General features: G+C 76.4%; 4 protein-coding genes. All 4 read left to right on the top strand.

The window, feature by feature from the left end; translation table 11 throughout:
- Positions 1 to 447 (top strand): FG-GAP-like repeat-containing protein (locus ACZ7LB_RS18170; protein WP_471469308.1); only part of this gene is annotated, 447 nt, incomplete at its 5' end.
- A 355-nt stretch (positions 448 to 802) separates the two neighbouring features.
- Positions 803 to 2,080 (top strand): MFS transporter, encoded by a 1,278-nt coding sequence (locus ACZ7LB_RS18165; RefSeq protein WP_471469306.1) that lies wholly within the window; start codon positions 803 to 805, stop codon positions 2,078 to 2,080.
- Complete coding sequence (locus ACZ7LB_RS18160) at positions 2,080 to 5,712, top strand: type I polyketide synthase (protein ID WP_471469304.1); 3,633 nt, start codon at positions 2,080 to 2,082, stop codon at positions 5,710 to 5,712. Before ACZ7LB_RS18165 ends, ACZ7LB_RS18160 begins: the two co-directional genes overlap by 1 nt.
- Positions 5,709 to 13,112 (top strand): MupA/Atu3671 family FMN-dependent luciferase-like monooxygenase, encoded by a 7,404-nt coding sequence (locus tag ACZ7LB_RS18155; protein ID WP_471469302.1) that lies wholly within the window; start codon positions 5,709 to 5,711, stop codon positions 13,110 to 13,112. Before ACZ7LB_RS18160 ends, ACZ7LB_RS18155 begins: the two co-directional genes overlap by 4 nt.
- Positions 13,113 to 13,178: the final 66 nt, after the last annotated feature.

Here is a 13,178-nt window from a genome sequence, read left to right as displayed (position 1 = left end):
CAGCACGTCATGGCCGCCGACTTCAGCGGCGACGGCGCCGCCGACATCCTCGGCGTCGACGCCGCCGGAGACCTGCTGTACTACCCGCACAACGGCAACGGTCTGAGCAGCCCGGTGAAGATCGGCCACGGCTGGGGCACCTTCCAGCACGTCATGGCCGCGGACTTCAGCGGGGACGGCAAGGCGGACGTCCTGGGCGTCGACGCCGCCGGCAACCTCCTGTACTACCCGCACGTCGGGAGCGGTCTGGGCAGCCCCGTGAAGATCGGCACCGGCTGGGGCGCCTTCCCGCACGTCATGGCGTCGGACTTCAGCGGCGACGGCAAGGCCGACGTCCTCGGCGTCGACGCCGCCGGAGACCTGCTGTACTACCCGCACAACGGCAACGGTCTGAGCAGCCCCGTGAAGATCGGCCACGGCTGGGGCGCGTTCCGGTTCGTCCTCTGACACCCCTGGCCCCCCTTCCGGTCCGCCCCGCGCCCGGCACCTCCCCCGTCCGCGCCCCGCGGGTCCGTCCTGCGGGGCCCGGCCGTGCGCCGTACGGCGGCCGGCCGACCGGCCGCGGGAGCGGAACGGAACGGTCCCCCGGAGATCGCGCCGTACGGCACCGGAATCGTGGTACGGCTGGTGTGAAGCCACCGGCGGACGGGCAGGGCTTGACCGAGTCGGCGGGCACGGGTGCGGTACGGCGGGTCCTCCGATGCCCATGGGGCGCCGGGCGAGCCGACCGGCACGGCGGTGGACGGGGAGGGGGACGACGGTGACCGGCGAACGCCTCCCGTCGTCCGGGAAGAGGGCGCGCATGAGGCACTTCCGGCTCCTCGTACTCGGCAACGGCGTCTCCGCGTACGGCAGTTACCTGAACATGGTGGCGCTGAACGTCTTCGTCTACGACGTCACCGGGAGCGCGCTGGCCGCCGGGCTCTTCATGGCCGTGCGGCTGGGCACGAGCGTGGCGGCCGGACTCGTCAGCGGGCGCCTGGTCTCGGCGTACGACCGCAAGCGGCTGATCATCGGCTCCGACCTCTGCCAGGCGGCGGCCCTGCTGGCCCTGCTGCTGGCACCGGAGTCCGGGCGGATCGCGCTGCTGTACGGCCTGGCGGTGGTCACGGGGAGCTGTTCGACGCTCTCCCAGGTGGCCCTGCGCAGCAGCATCCCCGTGATCGTGGGCGCGGAGCACCGTACGCGCGCCAACGGCCTGCTGGTGACGGGGCGTTCGCTGGCGATGATCGCGGGCTTCTCCTCGGCGGGTGTCGTGGTGGCCCAGGTCGGCTACACGGCCGCGTTCGCCCTGGACGCCGCCACCTTCCTGGTGTCCGCGTCGGTGCTGCTGGCGCTGCCGATCCGGACGCGGTCGGCCGGGGGCCCCGGCGAGGGCGGGAAGGACCCGGGGGGCGCGGCGCCCTGGTCGGTGCGGCTGCTGGTGCGATCGGCGCCGGTGCTGACGGCGATGGTCGCGCTGCGGGCGGTGGACGGACTCGGGTCCTCCTCGCACAACGTGGCGCTGCCGGTCTACTCCAGCCTGCTCGACCCGGCGCATCCGGCCACGTTCATCAGCCAGTTCTGGGCGACCTGGGCGGCCGGCAACATCATCGCCCAGCAACTGCTGGCCCGGTACACCGCGCGCACCGGACGCACCCCGGGCGAGCGGGCGTTCGCGATCGGCGCGTGCGTGATGTCCGGGGCGTTCATCGTCGTCTTCGGCGGGCTGCCGACGGCGCCCGCGCTCGCCATGGCCGTGGTCGCCGGGGCCGCCGACGGGATCACCGAGGTGGTCTACGTGTCACGGCTCCAGGCCGTCCCCGACGAGCGGCGCGGACGCCTCTTCGGGCTGTCGGCCTCGGTGGAGAACGCGGGCTTCGGGCTGGGGATGCTGGTCAGCGGTTCGCTGCTGGAGGTCTTCGCGCCGTTCCAGGTGGTGGCGTCCCTGCACGGGCTCGCCATCGTCCTGTGCCTGGCCCTGCTGGTGGTGCTGGTGGTGCGCCGCACCCCCGACCGGCTCGGCGGGCCTCCGCCCGAAGAGGCCCCGGGCACATCCCCGGTGAGGGACGGCGGAGCCGTCCGGGAAGGAGAGGGCTGATGGACGGCGAGGGAGCGGACCCCCGGATAGCGGTGATCGGGACGGCGTTCCGGCTGCCGGGGGCCGACACCCCCGAGGAGCTGTGGCGCCTCGTCCTCGGCGGCGAGGACCGCTTCACCCGGTTCACCCCGGCGGACCTCCGGGCGGCGGGCGTGCCCCGGGAGGAGTACGGGCACGAGGACTTCTCCGGTGCCTCCGCCCTGCTGGACGACATCGCGGGCTTCGACGCCCGGCACTTCGGGATGACCGCCCGGGAGGCGGCACTGACGGACCCCCAGCACCGGCTCTTCCTGGAGTGCGCCCAGCACGCCCTGGAGGACGCCGGGTACCCGGGCGAGCGGGACGGCACCCGGATCGGGGTCTTCGCCAGCACCGGCTACCACCTGTACAGCATGCGGTCCTACCTGATGAACAACGTGCTGCCGCACGAGGAGAGCGCCGACTGGCCCTCGGGCACCCAGGTGATGGTCGGCAACTTCACCGACTTCAACGCCACCCGGGTCGCCTACCGCCTCGATCTCACCGGCCCCGCCGTGAACGTCCAGACCGGCTGCTCCAGTTCACTGGTCGGGGTGCAACTGGCCGCGCAGTCGCTGCTGATGGGCGACTGCGACGTCGCGCTGGCGGGGGCGAGCGCCGTCCACGCCCCGCAGGTCCTCGGCTACCGGCACGCCAAGGGCTCGATCCTCTCCCGGTCGGGCCGGCTGCGCGCCTTCGACGCGGCGGCCGACGGCACCGTCGGGGGCACCGGGGTGGTGGCGGTGGCGCTGAAACGGCTGGGCCGCGCGCTCGCGGACGGCGACACCGTGCACGGTGTGATCCGGGGCTGGGGCGTCGGCAACGACGGCGCGGACAAGCGGACGTACGCCGCGCCCAGCGCGCGGGGCCAGCGGGAGGCCATCCGGCGGGCGCTGGACCACGCGGGCGTCACCGCCGACACCATCGGCTACCTGGAGACCCACGGCACCGGCACCTACAAGGGGGATCCCATCGAACTGGCGGGTGCCCGCGCCGCGTACCGCGAGGACACCGACCGCGCCGGGTACTGCGCGCTGGGCGCGGTCAAGGCCAACATCGGCCACCTGGACGTGGCGTCGGGCCTGGCGGGGCTGGTCAAGGCGTTACTGGTGCTCCGGCACGGGGTGATCCCGCCGGTCGCGGGGTTCACCGCGCCCAACCCCCTGCTGGAGCTGGACGGCAGCCCCTTCTACGTCCCCGACGCCCCGCGCCCGTGGCCCCGCGGTGACGCGCCCCGGCGGGCGGGGCTGACCTCGCTCGGCATCGGCGGCACCAACGTCCATCTGGTCCTGGAGCAGGCACCCGCGCCGGAGCCCCGCCCGGCCCGGCCGGCCGCCCCGCCGGACGTACTGCTGGTGTCGGCCTCCTCCCCCGAGGCGCTCACCGACAACGCCCGTGCGCTGCGGGACACCCTGCGGGCCCGGCCCGACCTGCACCCGGCGGACCTCGCCACGACCACCGCGCTCGGCCGCTCCCACGGCCGCCACCGGATCGCCGTGCGCGGCGCCGGCCCGGCCGCGCTGGCCGACGCCCTGGACGCGCTGCTCCGCGGCCCCGCCCCCCTGACGACGGCGCCGGTGGACGAACCGGCGCTGACCGCCTTCCAGTTCACCGGCCAGGGCTCCCTGCGGGCCGGGGCGGCGGCGGAGTTGTACGAGCGGTTCCCCGCCGTGCGGGAGGTGCTGGACGCCTGCGAGGAGGCGCACCTCGACCGCACCGGCGCCTCACTGCTGACGGGTCTGCTGGACCCGGACGCGCACCCCGGGGCCTGGCCCACCGCGACGGGACAGCCCGCGCTCTACGCGCTCCAGTGCGCGCTGGTCCGGCTCTGGGAGGAGGCGGGCATCACTCCGGCGGCGGTGACCGGGCACAGCGTCGGGGAGTACGCCGCCCTGCACGCCGCCGGGGCACTTCCCCTCCTCGACGGACTCGAACTCCTCGCGGCACGGGGGAGGCTGATGCGCGACCACTGCCCGCCGGGCGCCATGGTCGCGGTCCTCCTCGACCGGGAGGCGGCGCTCGCGCTGGCCGCCTCGGAGCCCGGGATCGAGGCGGCGGTGAGCAACGGCGAGCGCTCACAGGTCCTGGCGGGCCCGGTCGACGCCGTGGAGCGGCTGCTCACCCGGCTCGGCCCGCTGGACGTCCCGCACGAACGGCTCGCGGTGGACCGGGCCTTCCACACGGCGCTGACGGAACCGGTGCTCGACGCGTTCGGCACAGTGCTGGACAAGGCGCCCTTCGCCCCGGTCCGCGTCCCCTTCACCGGCGCCCTGGACGGGGCGACGCGCGCGCCCGGCTGGGTCCCGGACCGGGAGTACCTCCTGCGCCAGGCCCGCGAGCCGGTCCGCTTCGACCGGGCGCTGCGGGGTGTCGCCGACGGACGGCCGGACGCGCTGCTGGAGATCGGCCCGCACACCACGCTCTCCGGCCTGGCCCGGCGCGCCCTGCCCGGGCTGCCGGCGGTCCCGTCCCTGTGCCGGGGCGCGGGGCTCGGCGCCCTCTTCGGCGCGGCGACCGCCCTGCACCTCGCGGGGGCGGACGTGCGGTGGGCGGTGTTCCTGGCCGGCACCGGCGGGCGGCGCGTCCCGCTGCCCGGGTACCGCTTCCAGCACCGGCACCACTGGATCGGGCCCCCGCCCAGGGGGGCGGCGGGGAGCCCCGCGGAGGCGGGCGCGTCGGGTACGGGCACGGACGCGTCGGGCACGGGCGCGTCGGGCACGGGTGCCTCGCCCGGCAGCCCGGCGCCCCGGGAACTCATCTCCGAGGGCCCCGCCCCCGCGCCCCCGGGTCCCGCCGGACCCTCGCCATGGCCCGCCCCGGCCCCGGCCGCCCCTCCCCCGCGTCCCGCGCCGCCCGCGTCCCCTGCCCCGCCCGCGTCCCCCTTTCTGACCCCGCCCCCGCCCCCGCCTGCCGCGGTGCCCGCACCGCCGGTCCCGGCGAGAGAGGAACCCACCATGACGACGGCCAGCACGAGGACAGCCCCGCCCGCGGCGGCCGGGCCCGCGGAGACCGAGGGCCTCCTTCTGGACGGCATCCTGCGGGTGCTCGCCCGGGGCATCGGCGAGGACCCCGCGTCCGTCCCGGCGGACACCCCCTTCTTCGACCTGGGCGCGGACTCGCTGCTCATGATCAATGTGCTGCGGGAGATCGAGGAGGAGCACCGGGTCCGCGTCACGATGCGCGAGCTGTTCGAGGAGACGGGGACCGCGCGGCTGCTGGCCCGGCTGATCGCCTCCCGGTTACCGGAGGGGCCGGGACCGGCACCGGCGCCCGTCGCGGGGCCGGTCCCGGAGGCCCCCGCCCCGGCCCCCGTGGCGACGACCCGGGCGGCGCCCCACTCACCGGGGCCAGCGGCCGTCCCCGCACCCCGGCCCGTCCACCCCCTCCCGGCGGAGCCCGCGCCCCCCGTCGGACCACCCGTCCCCACCGCTCCGGCCCTCCCGCCCGCGGATGCGTCCGACCCGTATGTGACCCGTGCGGAGCTGCGGGAACTGGCACTCCGTGTGCAGCAGTTGTCGCAGATCCAGCTCCAGTTGATGACCCAGCTCACCCAGTTGCTCGCCCTCCAGGGCGCGGCGGCGACGGACCGGCCGCACGACGGGGCGGCCCGGTGACCGCGCCGGGGGACCTCGCCCTCGCCCTGGACCGGGACCTCACGGAGATGGCCGGGCTGGCCCGGCGCATCGGCGAGCAGATCGACGCGGTGCGGGACGCCGGACCGGGCGCCCCGGCGGCGGAGCGGCCGAGGACCCACGGCCCCCGGGTGGAGATCGCCCCCGGCGGCGGCATGGTCCGCGCCGGCTCGCCCCGCGCCCAGCAGGAGCACCTGGACGACCTCGTCCGCCGCTACACCGCCCGCACCGCCGCCTCCAAGCGGCTCGCCGAGCGGCACCGGAGGAGGCTGGCCGACAGCCGGGCGGTGGTCGGCTTCCGCAGGTCGACCAAGGAGATGCTGTACCCGGTGGCGGCGCGCCGGGCGGCCGGGGCCCGGATCGAGGACATCGACGGCAACGCCTACACGGACATCACCATGGGCTTCGGTGTGCTCCTCTTCGGCCACGAGCCGGAGTTCGTCGGCGAGGCCGTGCGCGAGCACCTGTCCCGGGGCATCCGGCTGGGCCCCCGGAGCGCCGAGACCGGCGAGGCGGCCGAGCTGCTGGCCGAGCTGACCGGGCTGGAGCGGGTCGCCTTCGCCAACTCGGGCACGGAGGCGAACGCGGCGGCGATCCGGCTGGCCCGCGCCGCCACCGGACGGGACCGGATCGTCACCTTCGAGGGCGCCTACCACGGCCACGCCGACCAGGTGCTGGGCCGGGTCGCGGGCCGCGGGGCCGCGGCGCGGACGGTGCCCGTCTCCCGGGGCGTCCCGGAGAGCGCCGTGGCCGAGCTGACCGTGCTCACCTACGGCAGCGAGGAGGCGCTGCACGCCATCGAGCGGGACGCCGGGCGGATCGCGGCGGTCGTGGTGGAGCCGGTGCAGAGCCGCAACCCGGCGCTCCGGCCGGTGGAGTTCGTGCGCAGACTGCGCGAACTGACCCGCCGCCACGGCATCGTGCTGCTGTTCGACGAGATGCTGACCGGGTTCCGCCCCGCGCTCCGGGGCGCCCAGGAGCTGTACGGCGTCGTCCCGGACCTCGCCACCTACGGCAAGGTGCTCGGCGGCGGCTTCCCGATCGGCGCCATCGCGGGCCGCGCCGACCTCCTCGACGGCGTGGACGGCGGCCACTGGTCGTACGGCGACGACAGCGTCCCGCCCGCCGACACCACCTTCTTCGGCGGCACCTACCTCCAGCACCCCGTCTCCATGACGGCCGCCCGCGCGGTCCTCACCCACCTCAAGGAGCAGGGACCCGATCTCCAGCGAAGGCTCAACTCCCGGACAGAACAGCTCGGTTCGGAACTCAACGAATTCTTCGAGGCCGAGGGCTTCCCACTGCGGACGCGCTGGTTCGGCTCCCAGTTCCGCTTCGAGCACCACGCCGACATGGAGCTGCTCTACTACCACCTGATGCTGCGCGGGGTGCACGTCTGGGAGTGGCGCAACTTCTTCCTGTCCACCGCCCACGGCGACGACGACGTGCGGCGGGTGGCGGAGGCCGTGCGGGGGTCGCTCACGGAGCTGCGGGAGGCCGGGTTCTTCCCGGCCGACCGGCCCGCGCCCGCCGTCGGCGCCGGCCTCCCGCACCGCGCCGGGCCCCAGGACCGGCCCCGCCCCCCGGACCGCGCCGCGCCCGCCGGGCCGGGCGAGCCGGGCGTGCCCCGGACGGTGGCGGCACCGCCCGCACCGCCGGTGACCGCGCCCGCCGCCCCGCGCCGCGCGGACTTCGGGCTCTACTTCTTCGGCGACTACCCCGAGGACGGTGGGGCTCCGCGGGAGGGCCGCTACGAACTCCTCATGGAGGCGGCCCGGTTCGCCGACCGCAACGGCTTCCGGTCGCTGTGGATGCCCGAACGCCACTTCGACTCCTTCGGCGGCCTCTTCCCCAACCCCGCCGTGCTGGCCGCCGCGCTGGCCCGCGAGACGGAGCGCATCCGGCTCAACGCCGGTTCCGTGGTGCTCCCGCTGCACGACCCGGTACGGGTGGCGGAGGAGTGGTCGATGGCCGACAACCTCTCCGGCGGACGGATCGGCCTCGGCGTGGCCCGCGGCTGGAACGCCGATGACTTCGTGTTCTTCCCCGACCGCTTCGCACGCCGCAAGCAGGAGATGTACGACCGGCTGGCGGAGGTGCGGGCGCTGTGGCGGGGCGACGCGCTGCGCCGCACCACCGGGGACGGCGAGCGGGACATCCGGCTCTTCCCCCGCCCGGTGCAGGCCGCGCCGCCCTGCTACACGGCGGTGGTCGGCGACCCGGAGTCGTACGAGCTGGCCGCGCGGCACGACCTGGGCATCGTCACCAACCTGATGACCCAGGACGTCGACCGGCTCCGGGAGAACATCGACCGCTACCGGCGGGCCCGGGCACGCCACGGGCTCGACCCGGCGGCGGGCCGGGTGGCCGTCCTGCTGCACACCTATCTGGGCGCGGACCGCGAGACGGCGCGGGCGGAGGCGTACGAACCGATGGCCCGGTACATGCGGGCGTCGCTCTCGCTGTTCAGCGGGGTCGCCGGCAGCCTCGGCGTCACCACCGGCCCGGGCGCCCTCGGCGAGGACGACCTGGACGTGGTGTTCCGGCGGGCCTACGGGCGCTACTGCGACCGGCGCGCCCTGATCGGCGACGCGGACTCGGCGCTGCCGGTGGTGGAGGCGTTGGCCGACGCGGGTGCCGACGAGATCGTGGCCCTGGTCGACTTCGGGGTCACCGCCGGACAACTGCGGGCCGGACTGCCCCGGTTGGACGCGCTGCGGCGACGGCACGGCGAACGCGCGGCGCCGCCCGCGACCGCGCCGCCGTCCCGGCCCGCCGCCGCGCCGCCGTCCCGGCCCCTCTCCGTCGCCGTGCCCGCGCCGCCGCCCGCCGCCCCCGCGCACGAGCCGGCGCCCGCGCCCCGGGCGGACGCCCCGCTCTCGGCGGGCCAGGAACAGATCCGGTTCCTGGAACAGCTCCTGCCGGGGCGCCCCGCCTACACCGAGATGAAGGCGATCCGGCTGCGCGGTCCGCTCGACACCGGGGCGCTGCACACGGCGCTGCGCGGGCTCGTGGCCCGTCACGAGGGGCTGCGCACCGTCTTCCCGCCGTCGGGCGGGACGGCCGTGCAGCGGGTGCTGGAGAGGGTCGAACCGGACTTCGCGGTGGTGGACGGGACCGTGAGCCCGGGGGCGGCCGTCGACGCGGTGCTGGCGGCGGAGGGCGCCCGGCGCTTCGACCTGGAGCACGGCCCGCTGTTCGTGAGCCGCCTCGTCCGCACCGGCGCCGACGAGCACGTGCTGGTGATGTCCTTCCACCACATCGTGGTGGACGCGGCCTCCGCCGCCGTGCTGACCCGGGACCTCTCCGCCCTCTACCGCGCCGGACGCGACGGCACTCCGCCCGCGCTGCCCGAACCCGTCTGGAGCTACGCGGAGTACGCGCGGGAGCGGTGGGCGGCCGGGGACGGCCCCGGCACCGCGCGGGACCTGGAGCACTGGCGGCGGGTGCTCGGCGGCGAGTTGCCGGTGCTCGGCCTGCCCGCGGACCGGCCCCGGCCGGAGCGGATGACCGCCGCGGGCCGCGCGGTCTTCCGCCGCCTGGGCCCGGAGCTGTCCGCGCGGCTCCGGGAGCTGGGGCGGGACCGGCGCGCCACCCTGTTCATGACCCTGGTGGCCGGATGGGCGGCGATGCTCCACCGGGTCACGGGACAGGAGGACGTGGTCATCGGCGTCCCGGTGTCGGACCGGCCCCGGCGGGCGGCGGAGGTGGTCGGCTTCTTCGTCAACACCGTCGCCCTGCGGGTCGACCTGTCCGGCGATCCCGCGTTCACGACGCTGCTGGACCGGGTGCGGGGCACGGCTCTGGACGCCTACGACCACGCCGGGACGCCGTTCGAGCGGGTGGTGCGCGAGCTGGCGCCGTCCCGCCGGACGGACCGGACACCGGTGTTCCAGACGGGCGCGGAGTTCCAGTCGGCGGAACCCTTCCGCCTCGAACTGCCGGGCGTCACGGCCGAACCGCTGGACGCGGGCCCCGACAAGGCGCTCACGGACCTGACGGTCCACTTCACGGACGGCGCGGAAGGGGTCGGCTGCCATCTGGAGTACAGCACGGACCTGTTCGACGCCGGCACCGTCGACGGGTTCTTCGCGGTCTTCCGGGACCTCCTCGCCGCCGCCACCACGGCGCCCGGCACACCGCTGTCGCGGCTCGCGCCGCCGGTGGCGGAGGGCGACGTGGTGCCGGAGCACTGGGAGCGGGGCCGCAGCCGCCCCGTGGCCGACACCACCCTCCCCGCCTGGGTCGCCCGGCGCGCGGCGGAGCGCCCCGGGCATCCGGCCGTGGCGGCCGGGGACGAGGTGCTGACCTACGGGGAACTGGTGGAGCGCGCCGACCGGCTCGCCGCCGCGCTCCGCGCGCACGGGGGCGACGGACCGGACGAGGTGGTGGCGGTGTGGCTGCCGCGCTCGGCGGACCTGGTCGTGGCGGTGCTGGCGGTGACGAGGGCGGGCCGCGCCTACGTTCCGCTCGACCCGTCCCTGGGGGCGGCCCGCGCGGCGCAGGTGATCGCCGAGAGCCGGGCCGGGGCGGTGGTCTGCGCTCCCGCGGCCTCGGCGGAGCTGGGACTGCCCGCGTCGGTGGCCGTCGTCGCGCCCGACGCGGCCGGTCCCGCCGCCGGTCCCGCGACCGGCGGCGCGCGGCCCTCCGGCGCCGATCCGGCCTGTGTCGTCTACACCTCGGGCAGCACCGGTGTGCCGAAGGGCGTCGTGCTCACCCACCGGGGCCTGGTCGACCTCTGCCAGTGGAACCACGGGCGGTTCGGGCTGACCGCCCGGGACCGGGTCTCCATGGTGTGCGGGCAGAGCTTCGACGGCTCCCTCATGGAGATCTGGCCGACCCTCACGGCGGGCGCCACCCTGGTGGTGGCCGACGAGGAGGCGCGCAGGGACCCGTCGGCGCTGGCCCGCTGGTACGCCGAACGGGGCGTCTCCGTCGCCGTCCTGCCCACGGTGCTGGCCGAGCAACTGCTGCGGCTGCCGCCGGAGGAACAGCCGGGGCTGCGCCATCTGCTGCTGGGTGGCGAGCAGTTGCGGGTGCGTCCCCGGCCCGGGGTCTCCTACGGGACGGTCAACGTCTACGGTCCGGCCGAGACCACGGTGGCCTGCGCCGCCGGTGCGGTGGCGCCGTCCGGGCCCGGGGAGCCGGAGCTGATCCCCGTCGGGCGTCCCCGGGACAACGTCCGGCTGCGGGTGGTGGACGAGGCGGGCGCGCCCGTACGCGTGGGCGCCGTGGGCGAGTTGCTGGTCTCCGGTCCCGGTGTGGCCCGGGGCTATCTGCACCGCCCGGACCTCACCGCCCAGCGGTTCCGCAGCGGCCCGGGGGACGGTCCGGAGGACTCCTGTTACCGGACGGGCGATCTGGTGCGCTGGAGCACGGACGGGCGGCTCTCCTTCGTGGGCCGCACGGACGAGCAGGTGAAGATCCGCGGCTTCCGGGTGGAACCGGAGGAGGTGGCCCGGGTACTGGGCACCCTGGACGGGGTGCTCCGGGCGGCGGTGGTGGGGCGGCACCGGGAGGGCGGCGAGCCGGTCCTCGACGCGTACGTGGTCCCGGTGGAGCCCGGCGGCGCGGCCCCCGCCGGGCAGCGGCTCCTGGCCGAACGGCTGGCCGCCCGGCTGGCCGTGCGGCTGCCGGAGTACATGGTGCCGCGCTCCTGGGCCGTCCTCGCCGATCTGCCGATGACCGCCAACGGCAAGCTGGACCGCGGGCGGCTCCCGTCGGCGCGGCTCCGGGTGGCGGTGGACACGGCTTCCGGCACTCCGGTCGGCCCGGCCGCTCCGGCCCCCGGGGAGGACGTACGGGAGGCACGGCTGAGGGAGGTGTGGGCGGCCGAGCTGGACCTCGACCCGGCGGACGTCGGCGCGGACTCCTCGCTCTTCGACCTGGGCGGGCATTCGCTCACGGCGATGCGGCTGGTGAACCGGTTCCGGGAGGAGTGGGGGGTGGAGTACCCGCTCTCCCGCCTCTACCAGGAGCCGACGCCGAGGGCGGTGGCGGACTTCCTGTCCCGCGCGGCGAACACCGCGGCGAGCACCTCGGCGGACCTCCCGCCCGGCACCGCGACCGCCTCCGGCGCACGGGTGGTCCGCGCCGGGCCCGCGACCGATCAGCAGGCCCGGTTCGCCCTGCTGCACTCCCGGCAGGGCAGGCCGCAGGTCCTCAACGTGGCCCTGCGGATCACCTTCTCCGGGCGCCTGGACACCGGCGCCCTGACCACCGCGCTGCGGAAACTGACGGAACGTCACGAGTCCCTGCGCACCCGGCTGGTGCGGGAGGGGTCCGGCGCCTGGCGGCAGGAGGTGCTGGAGCCGCGCCCCCTGGAGCTGCCGGTCCGGGACCTGACCGACCTGCCGGACGGAGAGCGCGCGGAGGCGGTGCGCCGGCTCTCCCTGGAGCTGGCGGACACCCCGCTGGACCCCTTCACCGGACACGTCCTCGTGCCCCGGCTGCTGCGCACCGGAACCGGGGAGTGGGTGCTGCTGCTGGTGCTGCACCACTGCACCTGCGACGGATGGGCCCTGACGGTGCTGCTGGAGGAGTTGTCGGCCCTGTACCGGGCGGCCGTCGAGGGCACGGACCCGGGGCTGCCCCCGGACCCCCCGCAGCAGGTGGAGTACGCGCGCTGGCAGGCCGGGCACCAGCGGGCCACCGGTCCGCGCCGTCTGGAGTACTGGCTCAAGGAGCTGGACGGCGCGCCCTTCACGGCGGACCTGCCGCTGGACCGGCCCCGGCCGGCGGCGCTGAGCGGCCGGGGCGGGGTCGTCCCGTTCACCGTGCCGTCCGAGGTCCGCTCGGCGGTGGACCGGCTGGCCGCCGCGCGGTCCACGACACCGTTCGTGGTGGCCGCGGCGGCGCTCGGACGGCTGCTGGCCCGCAAGGCGGAACAGACCGACATGGTGCTGAACATCTCGTACGCGGGCCGGGAGAGCCGGGAGTTCGAGTCCCTGGTGGGCTGTACGGCGACCGGTTTCGCCCTGCGTGTGCGCGACGCCCGCACCGGCCCGTTCGCCGAGCTGGCGGACCGGGTCGCCGGGGCCCTCGTCCGGGGCATGGAGCACGCCCTGCCCGCCCGCCGGGTGGCTCCGGCGATGCGGGAGCGCACGGGCACCGAGATGCCCGACGCGCTGCCCTTCGGCCTGGCCCACGAGACCCCGCCGGGCACCGGCGCCGACCTGCCCGGGGTGACCACGGTGGTGGAGGACGTGGCGCCGGCCGCGTCCCGGGCGGAGTTCATCATGGTGCTGACCCCGGCCGGGGACGTCCTGGAGGGAGCCGTGGAGTACTCGGCGGACCTGTGGGACCGGGAGACGGTGGCGGCGTGGGCCGAGGAGTACGTGGCCCTGCTGCGCTCCGTGACCCTGGAGGGTCCCGGCTCCTGATCCCGGGCCCGGGGGTGTCCCGCGCGCCGGCGGGGCACCCCCGGGCGTCACCGCGCCCCCGGGGGT

The organism is Streptomyces sp. NPDC107521 (assembly GCF_055598485.1).
This window is presented reverse-complemented; position numbering and strand designations above follow the sequence as displayed.

What these genes read in the sequence shown, in the direction of transcription:
- ACZ7LB_RS18160 (WP_471469304.1), top strand. Translation starts at nt 2,080, where the DNA reads ATGGACGGCGAGGGAGCGGACCCCCGGATAGCGGTGATCGGGACGGCG.
- ACZ7LB_RS18165 (WP_471469306.1), top strand. Translation starts at nt 803, where the DNA reads ATGAGGCACTTCCGGCTCCTCGTACTCGGCAACGGCGTCTCCGCGTAC.